This window comes from Streptomyces caelestis (genome assembly GCF_014205255.1).
GTDB lineage: Bacteria > Actinomycetota > Actinomycetes > Streptomycetales > Streptomycetaceae > Streptomyces > Streptomyces caelestis.
On the sequence record NZ_JACHNE010000001.1, the window covers coordinates 7,322,807 to 7,339,010 of the forward strand.

General features: G+C 67.9%; 12 protein-coding genes and 4 pseudogenes. 8 read left to right on the forward strand and 8 right to left on the reverse strand.

Annotated elements, in window-relative coordinates:
- Window positions 1-2: 2 nt before the first annotated feature.
- Window positions 3-257: pseudogene (locus tag HDA41_RS42855) on the forward strand (IS6 family transposase); the annotation flags it as partial.
- An 11-nt stretch (window positions 258-268) separates the two neighbouring features.
- Here HDA41_RS42855 and HDA41_RS33280 read toward each other — a convergent pair.
- Entirely contained in the window at window positions 269-1,132 is an 864-nt protein-coding gene (locus tag HDA41_RS33280; RefSeq protein WP_184990576.1) for an AraC family transcriptional regulator, read from the reverse strand.
- Between the two features lie 188 nt (window positions 1,133-1,320).
- Between HDA41_RS33280 and HDA41_RS33285 the strand changes: the two genes are divergently transcribed.
- The 5 genes from HDA41_RS33285 (at window position 1,321) to HDA41_RS33305 (ending at window position 8,562) form a co-directional block, all read left to right on the forward strand.
- Window positions 1,321-2,769: an alpha-L-fucosidase gene (locus tag HDA41_RS33285; RefSeq protein WP_184990578.1), complete on the forward strand. Its 1,449-nt coding sequence runs from the start codon at window positions 1,321-1,323 to the stop codon at window positions 2,767-2,769.
- Window positions 2,770-2,771: 2 nt separating this feature from the next.
- Window positions 2,772-4,037, forward strand: coding sequence for an ABC transporter substrate-binding protein (locus HDA41_RS33290; RefSeq protein ID WP_184990587.1), 1,266 nt, complete (start codon window positions 2,772-2,774; stop codon window positions 4,035-4,037).
- A 29-nt stretch (window positions 4,038-4,066) separates the two neighbouring features.
- Window positions 4,067-4,963, forward strand: a complete 897-nt coding sequence (locus tag HDA41_RS33295; RefSeq protein WP_184990589.1) for a carbohydrate ABC transporter permease — start codon at window positions 4,067-4,069, stop codon at window positions 4,961-4,963.
- Window positions 4,964-4,976: 13 nt separating this feature from the next.
- Window positions 4,977-5,942, forward strand: coding sequence for a carbohydrate ABC transporter permease (locus tag HDA41_RS33300; RefSeq protein ID WP_184990591.1), 966 nt, complete (start codon window positions 4,977-4,979; stop codon window positions 5,940-5,942).
- 271 nt (window positions 5,943-6,213) lie between these two features.
- Complete coding sequence (locus HDA41_RS33305) at window positions 6,214-8,562, forward strand: alpha-L-fucosidase (protein ID WP_184990593.1); 2,349 nt, start codon at window positions 6,214-6,216, stop codon at window positions 8,560-8,562.
- 182 nt (window positions 8,563-8,744) lie between these two features.
- On the opposite strand, the gene HDA41_RS33310 is transcribed toward HDA41_RS33305, so the two are convergent.
- Window positions 8,745-9,562, reverse strand: a protein-coding gene (locus tag HDA41_RS33310) for an IS5 family transposase (RefSeq protein WP_446562684.1) whose coding sequence is annotated in 2 segments (ribosomal slippage) — window positions 8,745-9,202 and window positions 9,202-9,562 — 819 coding nt in all. Because the reading frame shifts where the segments join, the coding sequence is not laid out codon by codon here.
- Window positions 9,563-9,647: 85 nt separating this feature from the next.
- Between HDA41_RS33310 and HDA41_RS42860 the strand changes: the two genes are divergently transcribed.
- Window positions 9,648-9,779, forward strand: a complete 132-nt coding sequence (locus HDA41_RS42860; RefSeq protein WP_376706868.1) for a transposase — start codon at window positions 9,648-9,650, stop codon at window positions 9,777-9,779.
- Window positions 9,780-9,890: 111 nt separating this feature from the next.
- Here the strand turns inward: HDA41_RS42860 and HDA41_RS33320 are convergent.
- Window positions 9,891-10,373, reverse strand: a pseudogene (locus HDA41_RS33320) (phosphotransferase); the annotation flags it as partial.
- A 143-nt stretch (window positions 10,374-10,516) separates the two neighbouring features.
- On the opposite strand from HDA41_RS33320, the pseudogene HDA41_RS42425 reads away from it, so the two are divergent.
- Window positions 10,517-10,874, forward strand: a pseudogene (locus HDA41_RS42425) (transposase); the annotation flags it as partial.
- 71 nt (window positions 10,875-10,945) lie between these two features.
- Here HDA41_RS42425 and HDA41_RS33325 read toward each other — a convergent pair.
- From HDA41_RS33325 to HDA41_RS33345, 5 genes and pseudogenes are all read right to left on the reverse strand, one after another.
- On the reverse strand, window positions 10,946-12,295 hold the full coding sequence (locus HDA41_RS33325) for an MFS transporter (RefSeq protein ID WP_184990595.1): 1,350 nt from the start codon (window positions 12,293-12,295) through the stop codon (window positions 10,946-10,948).
- 195 nt (window positions 12,296-12,490) lie between these two features.
- The gene (locus tag HDA41_RS33330) at window positions 12,491-13,018 is read right to left on the reverse strand and encodes a MerR family transcriptional regulator (RefSeq protein ID WP_184990597.1); all 528 of its coding nucleotides are present in this window, start codon (window positions 13,016-13,018) and stop codon (window positions 12,491-12,493) included.
- Window position 13,019: 1 nt separating this feature from the next.
- A complete protein-coding gene (locus tag HDA41_RS33335; RefSeq protein ID WP_221511661.1) occupies window positions 13,020-13,946 on the reverse strand; it encodes an SDR family NAD(P)-dependent oxidoreductase in 927 nt (308 codons plus the stop codon).
- A gap of 182 nt (window positions 13,947-14,128) precedes the next feature.
- Window positions 14,129-14,440: pseudogene (locus HDA41_RS33340) on the reverse strand (helix-turn-helix domain-containing protein); the annotation flags it as partial.
- 56 nt (window positions 14,441-14,496) lie between these two features.
- Window positions 14,497-16,188 (reverse strand): ISAzo13 family transposase, encoded by a 1,692-nt coding sequence (locus HDA41_RS33345; protein ID WP_230299774.1) that lies wholly within the window; start codon window positions 16,186-16,188, stop codon window positions 14,497-14,499.
- Window positions 16,189-16,204: the final 16 nt, after the last annotated feature.

Below are 16,204 nucleotides of genomic sequence, written 5' to 3' on the forward strand. Positions count from 1 at the left end.
TCATGGTGGGGGGACCGTCCGTGGGGAGCGCGTCGCTGTCGTACAGGGGTCACCGGTACCCGGTCGAGGTGATCTCCCACTGCGCATGGCTGTACTTCCGGTTCCCGCTCAGCTTCCGTGAGGTCGAGGAGTTGATGCTTGAGCGCGGTGTGATCGTCTCCTACGAGACCATCGCCGCTGGTGCATGAAGTTCGGGCAGCAGCGCGCTGCGGCGCCGCCAGCACCGGCCTGGTGACGAGTGGCACCTGGACGAGATCTTCAGCAAGACTCAACGCTCCTGTGAGTATGACAAGTCGAGAGCGACCGCCGGTGCTGCCTCCTCAAGCGGATGGTTCACGACCCTGTCACGGATGGAGCGAGGCGCGACTCCGTACACCTTGCGGAACGCCTTGTTGAAGGTCTGCAGGTCGGTGAACCCCACCATGGGGGCGACAGACTTGACCGACAGCGCCGTACGTGTCAGCAGATGGTGGGCACGGTGCATGCGGCGGTTCCTGATGTGGGCGACGACGGTAGTGCCGAGTTGCGCGCGGAAGAGTCGCGTGAGGTGGTTGTGGGACAGACCGACTCCCCGGGCGAGCGAAGCGACGCTCATGGGATCGCTGAGGTGCGCCTCGATGTGAGAGAGAACCGCGCGTACCGCGGGGTGAAGGCCGGAGACGTCGTCGTAGCGCGAGGACTGACGGGCCGCCAAGAGGGAGAGCAGGCTCCACACTTCGGCACGTGCAAGGTGAGGCAGACGGGGTCTGGTTTCCAGCGCGGTCTCGAACCGGTCGCGAATGCGGGGCAGGTCGGTGCCGCAGTCGAGCATGGCCGGGAGCTCTGGACAGTCCTCGTCGGCTTGGGCCGGCAGCCGGATATGAGCGAAAAGGTGGCGGGACGTCCCCCTGTAGCGGTAGCGCGTGGCGACGCCCGGGGGTACGAGGCTGACGAGCCCCGGAGCGATCGGAATGACCGTGCCGCACACTTCCAGTTCGCCCGTGTATCCGTAGAGGTGGAGTGACCACAGGTCGGGCAGGCACCAGTCGTCGACCTGGCTGTCGACGCCGTGCAGGCCGATGCCCAGGTCCGCGATGACCGGCGGCTGCGTGAGCGGCACCCTCCAGGTGATCGTCGAGTTCCGGTCCGGCATGCCGGGACCGTACATCGGGGCGCTGCCGCCCGGCCAGACCCGCGCCAGCAGTAGATCAGGAGGGTGAGAACGGACCAGCGATATCCACTCCTGACCATTGGTTCCTGTCTCCCGGAAGGTCTACGTTCACCCGGAACCGACCAGGAAAGCCCAGTCGAGGTGATGTCGCTGTGCCCCAAAGACCGGAAATGACGGGCCCTTTCCGGCCCACCGTGGAATCGCTGTCGACGTTCGAGTGCCCGGAGTGGTTCCGTGATGCCAAGCTGGGAATCTGGTCGCACTGGGGACCGCAGTCCGTGCCGCGCTACGGCGACTGGTACGCCCGCAACATGTACATCGAGGGGACCGACCAGTACCGCTACCACGTACGGACCTACGGTCACCCGTCGACGTTCGGATACAAGGACCTGGCCGCGCTGTGGAAGGCGGAGAGGTTCGATCCGGACGAGCTGGCGGACCTGTACGTCAGGGCCGGCGCCCGCTACCTCGTCTCCCTGGCGTCCCATCACGACAACTTCCTCAACTATCCCTCCCTACTGCACCGTTGGAACTCGGCGCAGGTCGGGCCGGGCAAGGACGTCGTCGGGCTGTGGAGCGAGGCGGCGCGTGCGCGGGGGCTGCGCTTCGGGTTGTCCGAACACCTCGGGGCCGCGTTCAGCTGGTGGTCGGTGAACAAGGGCGCGGACGCCACCGGACCCTACGCAGGTGTTCCCTACGACGGCACGGATCCGTCCTTCGAGGACCTCTACCTGTCCAACGCCGAGCACTTCGTCCCGGGGCGGCGCACCGACCCGGTTGCGCCCTGGTACACCGCCAACCCCGGCTGGCACGGACGGTGGCTGGATCTGGTCACCGAGATGATCGACCTGTACCAGCCCGACCTGCTCTACTCCGACGGGGCACCGCCCTTCGGCGTCCACGGCATGCAGGCCGGTCTGCGAGCGGCCGCGCACCTGTACAACACCAGCGCGGCCCGCCACGGTGGCCGCAACCAGGCCGTCTACACCCAGAAGGAACGGTGGTCGGAAGTCCGCCGGATCGGCGTGCTGGATGTGGAACGCAGTCAGGAACCGGCGCTCTCGCCCGTGCCGTGGCAGACCGACACCTGTCTGGGTGGCTGGTTCTACGACGTGCGCGCCGTCTACAAGAGCCCTGCCCACGTGGTCGAACTGCTCGTCGACGTCGTCGCGAAGAACGGCAGCCTCCTGCTGAACGTCCCCCAACTTCCCGACGGGACCCTCGACGAGGAGTGTCGCCACGTCCTGAAGGAACTGGCCGGCTGGATGGAGGTGTGCGGGGAGGGGATTCACGGCTCTCGGCCTTTCGGACCGGGCGTCGAAGGTCCCAGTGGTGTCGTCGTGGACGGTTTCCGCGAGGAGCGGGTCGCCTGGACCGACGCCGACTACCGTCTCACCCGGCGTGGCGACACGGTCTACGTCTTCCAGATGGCCTGGCCCGAGGACCGGCGGTCGATCATTCACAGCCTCGGTCCGCAGGCCGCGATCACCTCCGTCCGGCTCCTGGGCGCGGGACCCGTCGAGTACCACCAGATCTACCCGGGAGGCGATCTGGTGGTCGAACTGCCCGAGCACCCTCCGACGCCCTACGTCAACTGCCTGGCGATAGGGGTGCGATGACCATGCGCCCTCTCACACGAAGAGGTGTGCTGCGCGCGGGTGCCGCGCTCGGGACGTCGGCGGCGATCGCCGGGAGCACTGCCGCCTGCGGTGCCTCCCGGCGCAAGGACGAGCTGGTCTTCGGCTTCCATGGCGACACCGTCTCCATCGGCATATTCCGGCAGATCGTCGCGCTCTACCGCCGGAAGAACCCCGGCAGCCGGATCAGCTACACCTACGCCGACCCCTCGGGCTTCTTCCGGCGGCTGCCGCTGATGTTCCGTGCCGGTACCGCGCCCGACGTGATGATCGTGGCCGAGAGCTGGGTGTCCGGACTGAGTGAGCTGAACGCCTACGCCGACCTCGCGTCGTTCATCCGGCGCGACGGCGTCGACGAGGGGCAGTGGGTGCCCGGTGCGCTGAACCCGGCCCGGATCGGCGACCAGGTGCTCTGCCTGCCCTTGATCGTCTACCCCAAGGGCGTCACGTACAACAAGACCCTGCTGGACAAGCTCGGTATCGGCCCGCCGCAGGACGGCTGGCGCGAGCGCGACTTCGTCGAGATGGCCACGGAGGCGACATCCGGCTCCGGCAACAGCCGCATCTGGGGCATGCGCAACGGGTTCGCCGACCCGCTGATCTACGACGTCCCCACCGTCCACGGCGGTCTTCCCTTCGATCCGGTCACCAGGAAGATGACCGCCACGGACGACCGCATGGCCTCCTCCTTCCGGCTCATGTACGACCTGGTCCGCACCCGCCGTGTGATGCCCGCGGCAGGACGCGCCCAGTACGCGGCGGGATTCTCCAGCGGCCTGTTCGCGATGGACACCTTCCTCGGGTACTCCCTCACCAGCCTCAACCAGCAGATCGGCGACCGGTTCGAGTGGGGCGTCGCGCCGTACCCGAAGGAATGGAGAGGCACCTTCCAGAGCAACAACGTGGCGATCTTCGAGGGGTCGAAGCGCAAGGAAGAGGCCTGGCACTTCGCCAGCTTCATGGCCGCCGACCCCGACGCCCAGCGTCTCCTGGGATCGCTCGGCACCCCCGCGCTGCGGACAGCCGTCAAAGGCTGGCAACGGAGCCTGTCCGCCTCCGACCGGGCGCTGCCCTGGGACCACATGATCGAGGGCATGGGGCAGCAGGTCGTGGCCTTCCAGGGCGGCCTGTTCAACAAGGTCTGGGACCTGCTGAAGCAACAGGTGGAGGCCATGGAGGCGCGGGGGGTCCCGGTCGACGAGGTACTTCGGGTGCTGCAGGAACGGGGCACACAGATCCTGCGTGCCTGAGTAACGGTGAAGTGAGTGGAGACGTGATCGTGACGAGACACTGGCGGAGGCTGCGGCACTCGGAGTCCGCGGCTTTCTGGCTGTTCCTGACGCCCTGGCTTGTGGGCTTGCTCGGCCTCACCCTCGGGCCCATGCTGTTCTCGCTGTACGCGGCCTTCACCCGGTGGAACGGGGTCGCCGCGCCGGAGTGGATCGGGTTGCAGAACTTCCGGGTGCTGTTCACCACGGACCTGGACTTCTGGCCCTCGCTGGGGCACACCTTTCTCTACGCCGGGGCCCGAGTGGTCCTGGGTACGGTGGTGGCTCTGGCTCTCGCGGCCATGGTCAACACCCCCATCATCGGCCGTACGTTCTTCCGGACGGCGTTCTTCCTGCCGGCCATCGTCACCGGCGTGCCGCTGTTCGTGGTCTGGCAGTGGATGTTCGACCCCCAGGCCGGGATCCTCAACTACCTGCTGGGCATGGTGGGCATCGACGGCCCCGACTGGCTCGGGAGCAGCACGTGGGCGATACCCGCCCTGGTCTTCATGAGCCTCACCGCGACCGGCGGCGCGATGATCATCTTTCTCGCGGGACTTCAGGACGTCCCCGTGGAGCTGCGTGATGCGGCCCTCGTGGACGGCGCCGGCTGGTGGCAGCGGTTCATCCGTATCACCGTGCCGCTACTGTCCCCGGTCATCCTGTTCAACGTGATCATGGGCCTGATCTCCTCGCTCCAGGTGTTCGCGGAGCCTTATGTGATGACCGGGGGCGGACCGGAGCACACCACCTACTTCCTCGGCCTGTACCTCTTCAACGAGGCGTTCTCCTACTCGAACGTCGGCTACGCCTCCGCGCTCGCCTGGGTGCAGTTCCTGATCGTCCTGGTGCTCACGGTCGTCGTGCTGCGGTTCGCCCGCCGCCACGTCCACTACCTCGGCTCCTGAAAGGCACCGGACCATGTCAGACATCCGCACATCCGCGGGAACCACCTCGACAGCCACGGACAGAGCGACAGCCAACGGCGCGGCGGCGAACGGGGATCCGGGCAACGACCAGGGCACGCCCTCGGCTCGTGCGCTCCGGCTGCCCCTCACCCGCGGCCGCGTAGCTCTCGTCCCGCTCTATGTCCCCCTGTGCATCGCTGCCTTCTTCTTCGTCCTGCCCTTCCTGTGGATGCTCTCCGGTGCCTTCAAGGACGCCAGTGAGATCGCCGCCTACCCCCCACGCCTGTTGCCGGGCAACCTCGACGGCCGGAACTTCTCCGCCTCCGCCGCCGGGGTGTCCTTGTGGCGGTACTTCGGCAACTCGCTCTTCGTGGCCGTCGTCTCCACCATCGGGACCCTGGTGTGCTCCTCCATGGCCGCCTTCGCCTTCGCCCACCTGCGTTCGCGCGCCCGCCGCCCGCTCTTCGCGACGCTGCTCGCCACGATGATGCTGCCGCCGTTCATCACCCTCATCCCGTCCTACGCGATCTACCAGGAGCTCGGCTGGCTCGACAGCTACCTCCCGCTGACCGTGCCGAGCTTCCTGGGGGTGGGCTGCGCCTTCTACATCTTCCTGCTGCGCCAGTTCTTCCTCGGCATCCCCAAGGAGCTCTTCGAGGCGGCCCGCATCGACGGCGCGGGACGGCTGCGCCAGTTCGTCGCCATCGCGCTGCCCCTGTCCAGGCCTGCCCTGATCACCGTCGGCCTCTTCCAGTTCGTCGCCTCCTGGAACGACTTCTTCGGACCTCTGATCTTCCTCACCGACGCCTCGAAGTTCACCCTGCCCGTGGCCGTCAACTTCTTCCAGAGTCTGTACGCCGCCGACTACGGCAGGTTGCTGGCCGTCAGCTGTGTCACCGTCGCTCCGGTGATCCTGCTGTTCCTGATCGCGCAGAAGTTCTTCGTCCAGGGCATCGCCACGACGGGTGGCAAGACCTGAAGCAGACGCCGGCCGAACGGGATGGTTCGCCGTCAGGTCTCGCCCGCTCGGGCCCCGTGGTCACCGGCGCGATGCCGGGCCGGTTGACCGCCCGAGCGGCTGCCGGCCCGCGGCAGCCCGGCCCGCTTGGACTTGTCGCGCGGTGACCCTACCGCTGCCCACTGGGCGACGTGTCATCCGACCACTGGAGCAACTTCCTTTACTCAACGGCCCATTGACAGCGCCTTGCGGGCAACCAGACCATCAGACATCCGATGAATGGGAGCCGCTCGTGAGTACGTATGCAAGACGCCAGGTTCTGGGTGCCGCGGCGGGTGTGACAGCCGTGGCCGCTCTTCCCATCGCCCTGGGTACCCAGGCACAGGCCGCGGAGCCGACCGTCGGGCAGGCGGGGCAGTGGGTTCCCGTCCCCGACCCGATACCCGTCCCGCTCGACGCCCTCTTCGACAACGACGGCATCGACACCGCCACCGCACGCGGCGGCGACTTCGACGGCTCGGGCTACACGTTCCCGGGTGAGGAACTCCCCGCCGGCCGGGTCGAGGTCGACGGCGTCCCCTTCCTCTTCCCGTCGTCCGCCGCGGGCGCCAAGAACAACGTGGTCGCGCTCGGTCAGCGCATCGAGCTGCCCAAGGGCCGCTACCTGTCGGCCCTGTTCCTCACGGCGGGCAGCTACGGCAACGCCTCCGGTACGGCCACCGTGCACTATGCGAACGGTTCGAGCACGACCGCCGGACTCGGCGGTTCCGACTGGTACTCGCCGGGCGGCTCACTGTCGGCCGCGTACCGCTACAAGCCGGACGGCACCAAGGACGAGCACCGCGTCGGGATCGGCACGTCGGAGTTGTGGATGGATCCTCGACGGGAGGCGATCGCGCTCACGCTGCCGAAGACCAACCCGGCGGAGGTCGGCAAGTCGTCCCTGCACGTCTTCGCCCTCTCCCTCCAGCCGGTCGCCCAGGGACGGGCGCTGGCCCTGCGGGACGCACACTCCACGAACTCACTGCTGGAGTCCACGGGCGCCCAGAGCGTCGAGGCCACCGTCGTCAACGCGGGCACGGTCGCAGTCCTGGCGGCCGACGGTGTGTCCGTGGGCGTCGACGTGCCCGGCGCCCGCACTGTCGAGCCCGCCCGCGTCCGCCGCCTCGACCCCGGTGAGCAGGCCCGCGTCCGCGTCGGCATCCGCAACCGCACCGGCACCGCGCCCGGCACCACGCGGGAGGGCACGGTGACCGTCAGCGGACGGGGCGGACAAGTCACCTCCAGGGAAGGAAAGTTGACCCTCGGCGTCGCCGACTACCAGCCCACCGACGCTTCGCTCACCGGCCATCAGGCGCCGTACTGGTTCCAGGGCGCCAAGTTCGGCATCTTCATCCACTGGGGCGTCTACTCGGTGCCCGCCTGGTCGCCCGTCGGCAAGCAGTACGCCGAGTGGTACTGGAACCACATGCAGGACCCGGCGAACGCCGTCTACGCCTACCACAGGGAGAAGTACGGCGAGGACTTCGCGTACGACGACTTCATTCCGATGTTCAGGGCGGAGAAGTTCGATCCGCGGGCGTGGGTCGAGCTGTTCCGGGACGCGGGCGCGCAGTACCACGTGCTGACATCGAAACACCATGAGGGCTTCGCCCTGTGGAACACGAAGGTCTCCGACCGCAACTCCGTGAAGATGGGTCCGCGGCGCGACCTGATCAAGGAACTCTTCGACGCCTCCAGGCGCTACACACCCGAACTCCACCGTGGCCTGTACTTCTCCATGCCCGAGTGGTTCAACCCCGACAACCCGTGGATGGGACACGCCCCGCGCAACCCGTACACCCTTCAGCCGGAGCCGTACACCGGCTACAGCGCGGGCAAGGACTTCGTGCGGGATTATCAGGCCCCGCAGATGCTGGAACTGATCCACGGCTACGACCCGCAGCTCATCTGGTGCGACATCGGCGGTGCCAACGACAGCCTCCATGTGCTCGCGGAGTACTTCAACCACGCCAAGAACCGCCGCCGGCCCATCGAGGTGACCGTCAACGACCGCTCGGGCATCGGCTTCCACGACTTCACGACCCCCGAATACACGACGTACGAGAACACGGTCGTCGCGAAGTGGGAGTCCAGCCGCGGCCTCGACCCCTTCAGCTACGGCTACAACCAGGCGACGCCCGACGACGCCTACATGACGACCGAAGAGGTCGTGCACGACCTGGTCGACATCGTCTCCAAGAACGGCAACTTTCTCCTCGACATCGGGCCGCGCGCCGACGGCACCATCCCGGAGATCATGCAGACACGGCTGCGCGAGACGGGCCGCTGGCTGCGCGTCAACGGCGAGGCGATATACGACACGACGTACTGGTCGCGCATGGCACAGCTGGGCGAGGAACTGCGGTTCACGGTCCGGCAGAACGAGGCGTTCTACATCCACTCGCTGGCCCGGCCGGGCGCGAAGCTCACCGTCGAGGCCCCGGTGCCGATCCGCAACGGCGACAAGGTGACGATGCTCGGCCACGACCGCCCGCTGACCTGGACCGTCAGCAACGGCTCGCTCGTGATCGACGTACCCGAAGCGGCCCGCAGGGCGGGGCAGTACGTGTGGGTGTTCAAGGTGGAGTGGCAGGGTTGAAGTTCCCCCGTGACCGTGGACAGCGGGTGGTTACGCTGCGGGGGCGAGGTCCTGCGTCGGTCAGTGCCCTGGTTCCAAGCGGGGTGACGCACCTCTGGGAACTGTCTTCAGTTGCGATCAAGCCCGGGGTGGGGTGTCGGTCCGATAGGACTGTGGTGTGACGCGTGCGCAACTTAGAGGTCCTAACAAAGGCGTTGGACGTGTCGGTGGGTGATGAGGCAGGTGGCGAGGCCAAGGAAGGCTTCGTGGATGTCGTCGCGTCTTTCCCAGCGGATGCGCAGGCGGCGGAAGCCGTGGAGCCAGGAGATGGTGCGTTCGACGACCCAGCGGAAGATGCCCAGGCCGGAGCCGTGCGGCTGTCCGCGTTCGGCGACCACGGGCCGGATACCGCGTTTCCGCAGCAGCCGCCGGTACTTGTCGTGGTCATAGCCGCGGTCGGCGAAGAGCATGTCCGGCCGTCTGCGTGGCCGTCCGACGACGCCGGCCACGGGTGGGACCTTGTCCAGCAGGGGCAGGAGTTGGGTGACGTCGTTACGGTTCCCGCCGGTCAGCGACACAGCGAGCGGGACGCCCTGGCCATCGACAAGGACGTGGTGTTTGCTGCCCGGCCGTGCGCGGTCGACCGGGCTGGGACCGCTTTTGAGCCTCTGCGGGCCGCCCGCACGTGGGAGGAGTCGATCACCGCCCGCGACCAGTCCAGCTGCTTCGCCGACCGCAGCCTCTTCAGCAGCACCAAGTGCAGCTGGTCCCACACGCCGGCCTCGTTCCAGGCGGCCAGGCGTCGCCAGCACGTCATACCCGAACCAAAGCCCAGCTCCTGGGGCAGGTACTCCCACTGGATGCCGGTGTGCAGCACGAACAGGATCCCGCACAGGGCCTGCCGGTCAGGCACTCGCGGCCGGCCCGCCACCAGCTTCGGCCCCGGCTCGGGCAGTAACGGCTCGATGAGCGACCACAGTTCGTCCGACACGATCCACGGCCGCGACTGACGTTTCCCCACGACCCGACCAACGAGCAGACAAGCCCGATGGTCACTTGATCAACAACTTCTGTTAGGACCTCTTAACGACAGCGAGTGGGAGTTCATCGGGCCGTTCCTACCCGTCGGCAGATTCGGCCCGTGCCCCGAGCGGCTGCGTGAGCAGTTCGAGGGGGTGATCTGGAGGTTCCGCACAGGCAGCCAGTGGCGGGGGATGCCTGAACGGTTCGGCGCCTGACAGACGGTCTACAACCGCTTCATGCGGTGGCGGGACGCCGGCGTCTTCCAGGCCCTGCTGGAAGAGGCGATCGCCGAAGCCGCTCACAGGGACGAGATCGACATGTCCCTGGGGGCGGCCAGGGGCCGCCAGGTCGAAATCGATCAGAGCCGCGGCACGGCCGTCGCGGAAGACGACGTTGTCCGGGCACACATCGTTGTGGCACAGGATCGTTCCTCCCGCCGGGTCAGCCAGGGCTCGGGGCCACTCGACGCATGTGTCGACCGAGATGGCCGCGCTGGTCTCGTGCAGGCGACGCAGCAGGCTTCCTACCGATCTCAGCGCGGTCTCTGTCATCACCCAGCGCGGAAACGGTGGTAGGGCGACGTCTCCGGGGATGAAGGTCAGCTGCTCGCGGCCGTTCGCGGTGAGACGGACCGGCGTCGGAGCCGCGTCGAAGCCGTGCTCTTTGAGCGCGAGGAGGTGGGTGTGGAGGGCGCGCGCGGTGCGCGGCGCTGGGCGTTCCACCAGGGCTCCGCGGCGGAAGACCGCGCCCGCGTTCACCATGCCGCCGACCAGTGCTTCGCCCTCTGTCACCTCGCCCTCAACCATCATGCGATCACGCTATCGTCAGGTCGGCCGTGTGTGGGACGGCCCCGAAATGGGCTTCGAACTTGGTCGCTCACCTGGGCATTCACCGGACGCTGAGGCGGCCTTCGTCTGAATCATGTGCTCCGACCAAGGTGCACGTGACCACGATGAAGGCCGTGAGGGTGAGTCTGCTGCCTGATGCCGCCGCAGGGAAAGCGTTCGCGGAAGCGTCACGCTTCGGGACGAGTTGTATGCGTGTCTGACCGTACGGGGCGATGAGCTGTTCGAGCTGGTGGACGCGGTTCTATGTGCTCCGGGGGCGGTGCACTCGGCGGTGGAGTTGACGTTGTTGCCTGAGCACCGGCGTGGGCACGGGGCTGTGTACGACGCCTCAATCATGGGCAGATCGATGCCGACCGACTGCGTTCGCTGCTGGCTGGCCTTCCGCGTCCTCGTTTCCCGGAAGGGAGGCTGGTGCGGGCGGTGGACGTCTCGCCGTGGCCGCGGTCGGACGCGCCGTGCTCCCTTTCATCCTCGCTCGCCAGCCGATAGTCGTACCGATGCGTATCGCGACAGCGTCCTTTCGCTCACGGACCTTACCGAGCTGCGCGTGCGACCCGGGCCGCCTCCACCTTCGCGCCGTCGCGCTCGGGATTCACCAGCAGCGCGAAAAGCGCGCCTCCCGCAATGGCGATGCCACCCATCAGCATGAACACGTTGGTGTAGCCCTCGGCGAGCGAGCCCGCGGATCGGGCCGCGTCCAGTACGACACCCGTGACCCATGGCCCGGCGGCGGCGAGGAAACCGGCGACGGCTACGCCGATCGACAGGACGCTTGTGCGCTGCCCCGGCGGCACGATCTGCACCAGGGCCGGGTTGGCCACGGCATGGACGGTCATGGCCAGCCCGTAGCCCATCATCAGCAGGGCCATCGGGAGCACTGCACCGGAGACGAGGGGAAGGGCCGCCAGGAAGACACCGCCGAGCGCGAGCAGCCCACCGCCCCATATCCCGCGCACGATTCGGGACGTGGCCCCCTTCCTGAGCCTCCGGTCGCTCCACCCGCCGTAGAGGTACAAGAACACCATCGCGGAGATGCTCGGCACGCCGAAAAGCGAGCCCGCCGTGACCGCCGAGAACCCCAGCGCCTCCTGGAAGTAGGACGGAAGCCAGGTCAGGACCACGACCACGAGCATCGAAGAGGCCGTGAACGCGGCCACGTACCCGACGAAGGTGCCTGTCAGCAGGATGGTCCCTATGGGCGCACGAGATCCGGTCTGTGTGACGGTTCCGGTCCCGGCCTGGCCGTAGGGGCCCTCTCTCCCGAGGAAGAACCAGGCCGGCGCCCAGGCGAAGCCCAGGAGCGCCACGGCGAGGAAGCCCGCCTCCCAGCTCCATGCGGCGATCATTAAGGCCAGCAGCGGGGCGAAGAGCAGCTTGCCGAGTGACGCCCCGGTCGTGAGCAGCGCCGTGGGGAATCCGCGCCGTTCGTCGGGCCACCAGGAGTAGGCGGCCGCGTGCGCCACCGGTCCGGTGGGACCCTCCGCCGCCCCGAGTATGAACCGGGTCGCCAACAGCAGCCCGCCCGAGGCGGCGAAGAAGATGGGCAACTGGAGGAGCGACCACACCACCACGAGGGTGAACAGAGTGGCCTTGATGGGCAGCCGATCGGCCACGAAGCTGTACAGCAGCGCGGCGGCCGGGCCGAGCAGGCCGGCGGCGCTGCTGATGCTGCCGAACTCGGCGGCCGAGAGTCCGAGGTCGGCCATCGCCGGTTGCGCGACCAGCCCGAGAATCGCCTTGTCCAGGTATGCGATCAAGGTGCACCCGAGGAGCATGAGAGTGACGGCCCAGGCCATGACCGGGCGGTGCTTCTCCGGGTTCGTGGCCGCCGTGCTGTCGGTCGTGGCCGGTTCCTGCTGCGGCGGGACGCGCTCGCTCACCATGGTGTGTTCCTTGTGCGGATGTCGCGGCCCGCCCGTTCGCTCTGGTTACGGCCGAACGGGTACGCGGGAACTGGGCAGAAGGGCGGGCGTACGGACGCCGGCGCAACGATGTCGTGGTGCCGGATACGCGGAGTTCGGTCCGGGGAGTGCTGGTCCGGCGAGCGTCGCCGTCCCCCACCTTGCCGGCAGTGCCCGTCACAGCGGCTCGTGCGGTAGTGCCGTGCGGCCGGTGGCGGTTCCGGTGTCGAGGTCCTGCACGTCCGGCCCGGTCGAGCCCCCGTACGTGGCGATCTTGTACTCGGTCGCCGTGAGGGAAAGGGACAGCTCACGAATCCGGCGGCGGATGGTGTCGCGATGTTCGAGCAGCATGTCGAGTCGCTCGGGCACCGTGTGCTCCCCGGCGTCGACGAGCGAGATGTAGTGCTGCAGATCGCGCATCGGCATACCGGACAGCCGCATCCGGGTGAGGAACACCAGGCGCCGCACCGCGTCGGCGTCGTAGACGCGATGGCCGTTGCTGTCGCGGGCCACCTCGACCAGTCCGGCCCGCTCGTAGTAGCGCAGCGTGTGGGGCGAGATGTCGAGGAGGTCGGCGACCTCGGTGATCACCATCGACTCGGGCACGTCGGCCAGGTCGGTGAGGCGGTGGATCGCCTCAACCGACAGCGGGCCGTCGTCCCCGAGCGTTGCGAGCGCCCGGTTCATCAGATCGTCAGTAGCCATGTCAGCCAACCTGGATCGGTCGGACCGACGCCGGGACACCTTCGAAGTCGGCGCTGCGGGCGGTCCCGGCCCACCGCTCCACCTCGTCCAGGCCCCGCCGGTAAGCACCCGAGATACGCTCGACCGCCTCGCGCCCGAGCGGCAGCCGCAGCGGCACCTCGTCACTGTGCGCGAGCGACACGATGATCTCGGCCGCCCGCGCCGGGTCACCTTCCTGGAGGCCGTCGGCCCCGGCCAAGTCAGCGCGGACGTCGGAGAGAAGGTCACGGTAGGTCTCGGACGCCTCGGCGAACTCAAGCACGTCGGCCGCGTTGAAGTCGGTCCGGAACCGGCTGGGCTCGACGATCATCACGCGGATCCCGAACGGCGCAACCTCCCCAGCCAGGGCCTCGGACCAGCCTTCGAGGGCGAACTTCGACGCGGAGTACGTCGACACGCCGGGGAACGACATCCGGCCGGCCTGGCTGCTCATCTGCACGATCGTCCCGGTGCCCCGCGCGTGCATCGCAGGCAGCGACGCACGGACGAGCGCGGCAGGGCCGAACAGGTGCAGATCCATCAGCTCACGCAGCTGCGCGTCGCTGACCTCCTCGACCGCTCCGACCACGGCCCGGCCCGCGTTGTTGACGAGCACGTCGAGCTGACCGAAGCGGTCGAGGGTGTCCCGCACGAGGTCCGCAGCCGCAGTGATGTCTCGGGCGTCGTACTTCGCGATCAGGCAGTTGTCCGGGTACCTGGCCTCCAGGTCGGCCACGCTCTCGGGCCGGCGCACCGCCGTTACCACATAGTCGCCCTTCGCGAGCGCCGATTCCGCCAGTGCGCGCCCGAAACCGCGGGACGCGCCGGTGATGATCCATGTCTGTTTGCTCATGGCGGCGACGCTAGGGTTTTGAGCGCGCTCGAACGCAAGCCTGCGCGACCACGACACGGAAGATCACGACCGGAAAGCGCACCACGCATGGGCCCGCGCGCGGCACCGCGCAGCGGCAGGCTCCGCGAGCGAGGAATCCGGCACCGCATCTCCCGCAAGGACATCGAGTACGCCACCCGGCTGGGTCGGCACCGCCTGGTGGTGGAGCATCGGCTGCCGCCGCCTCACCACATGAAGCGGATGCGCCAGGTCTGGGCCGGACTGAAACGGACATGGAACCGCCGCGCGATCACCGTCGCCACCCGGGCCAGCGTCCACCACTGGTCCTCCACCCAGCCGTGCGCGGACGGCCCCTTGGACCGCAGGGCCTCCACTCCGCCGTCCCGCCAGCGGGCATGCCAGGCGTAAGCGGACTTGCGCGAGACCCGTAACCGCCGCGCGACCTGCGGCGGCGTCACCCCTTGCACGAATAACTCGGCAGCCTCGAACCGCACGTGCTCCCGCCGGGCCCGCTGTTTCGCGGTCAGGCCACCCCCATCGGGATACCGCATGACACCGAGATACACCCACCACCGAGATCACCGTCACCCTAAGGGCTCGCAGAGAATCAACATGCTGATTTGATCTCGGTGGGGCTGCTGTTTGCGAGGAACGCGGTGACGTCAGCGGGCGTGCGGAACCTGGCTGTCGAGGGTGGAATGGTGTAGCCGTGCTCAGCCAGGAGGGGCTGGACTTGGCGAACGGCCCTGGTGAGGGTGCTGCCGTTGACTCCGAAGAGCTGGGCGAGCAGGTCTCGGGTGCCGAGTTTGCGCAGGTAGAGCACGGTGGCCAGGACTCTGTCGGCGGTGGTCAGCCTGTCCTTCGCCCCTGCGCCGCGAGCGCGGATGCGCTCACCTCCTCGTTGCTGGAGCCGTCCCTGCTCACGTAACTCATCGAGTTTCGCGACCAGTTGGTCAACGAGTTCGTCCAGTGCCGGTTCGGGCATGCCGGTCAGCTCCGGGTTGCGCAGACCCCCAGTGCCGGGCGGCAGGGATGGGCCAGCTGATCGCGGGCTCTTGGCTTCACCGGCTGCGGTGGTGGTGTCGCGAGGCTGAGGGTGGAGGGTGTAGTTCCAGTCGCCGTGGAAGCGGTGCCGGTGCATGGGCAGGGCGTCGATGTCGCTGTCGGTGACCTTGATGCCGGTGTCGTAGGTGCCTGGGTCGAGTTCGGCGTGGACTTTCAGCCCAGTGCGGGTGGTGGTCGCTGCGATGCTGTTCACGATGACGTCGTGGCTGGTCAGTGGGCGGCCGCGCCAGTTCATGGAGATGTGGGAGAACAGCCGGTGCTCGATCTTGTTCCATTTCGAGGTGCCCGGCGGCATGTGGCAGACTGTGATATCCAGGCCCATCTCGGCGGCCAGGGCGGCGAGTTCGGTCTTCCAGGCGCGGGTGCGGTAGCCGTTGGAGCCGCCCGCGTCCGCAGTGATCAGCAGACGGGTGGCAGCCGGATAGTCGTGCCGGCCGCGGGCCTGCCACCAGCGGCGGATGGAGGCGACAGCGAACGCGGCGGTGTCGTGATCAGTGCCGACACTGACCCAGCCGGTATTCGCGGCGACGTCGTAGATCCCGTACGGGATCGCCTTGCCCGGTCCCTGACGGTCCAGGAAATCGTGCGTCTTGACCAGGACCGGCTCACGGGCCGGCCGCCACTGGTGACCCGCATTCTTGTAGTCGCCGACGAGTTCCTTCTTCTTCGCGTCCACGCTGATCACCGGCTGGCCGGCACCCATATGCTCCCTGGCCCGCTCGTTGATGTAGCGGAACTGGGCGTCACGGTCCGGGTGCTGCTTGCCCTCGACGGTCTTGGCGCCGGCCTGCAGGCTGAAGCCCTCCTGGCGCAGCAGGTCCCCGACCGTGTCCGCGCTCACCCGGTGCCCCCGACGGGTCAGCTCGGCCGCGAGGTTCCTGGTCGACTTCACCGTCCAACGCAGCGGCGACATCGGATCGCCCCGCTCGTCAGGTTCCACCAGTGCCAGCAGCGCGGGGCGCAGACCGGGATCAAGGTACACGGCCTTCTTCCGACCACCACCGGGCCTGCGAACCCGTCCCAAAGGCTCCTCGCCGGCGTCCAACTCGTCCACGCCCTTGCGGACCGTCGTTTCGCTGACCTGGGCCGCCCGCGCGACCGCCCGGATACCACCGTGACCCAGGATCCGGGCCTCGGCCCCCATCAACAGCCGCCGCTGCCGCTCGTCCAGATGTGGGAACAACATCCCGAACTTCACAGCGAGTTGACTACAAACCTCATCGGAGACGCCCATAGCAGACCAACGAGCC

What these genes read in the sequence shown, in the direction of transcription:
- HDA41_RS33280 (WP_184990576.1), bottom strand. Translation starts at nt 1,132, where the DNA reads ATGCCGGACCGGAACTCGACGATCACCTGGAGGGTGCCGCTCACGCAG.
- HDA41_RS33285 (WP_184990578.1), top strand. Translation starts at nt 1,321, where the DNA reads ATGACGGGCCCTTTCCGGCCCACCGTGGAATCGCTGTCGACGTTCGAG.
- HDA41_RS33290 (WP_184990587.1), top strand. Translation starts at nt 2,772, where the DNA reads ATGCGCCCTCTCACACGAAGAGGTGTGCTGCGCGCGGGTGCCGCGCTC.
- HDA41_RS33300 (WP_184990591.1), top strand. Translation starts at nt 4,977, where the DNA reads ATGTCAGACATCCGCACATCCGCGGGAACCACCTCGACAGCCACGGAC.
- HDA41_RS33325 (WP_184990595.1), bottom strand. Translation starts at nt 12,295, where the DNA reads ATGGTGAGCGAGCGCGTCCCGCCGCAGCAGGAACCGGCCACGACCGAC.
- HDA41_RS33330 (WP_184990597.1), bottom strand. Translation starts at nt 13,018, where the DNA reads ATGGCTACTGACGATCTGATGAACCGGGCGCTCGCAACGCTCGGGGAC.
- HDA41_RS33345 (WP_230299774.1), bottom strand. Translation starts at nt 16,188, where the DNA reads ATGGGCGTCTCCGATGAGGTTTGTAGTCAACTCGCTGTGAAGTTCGGG.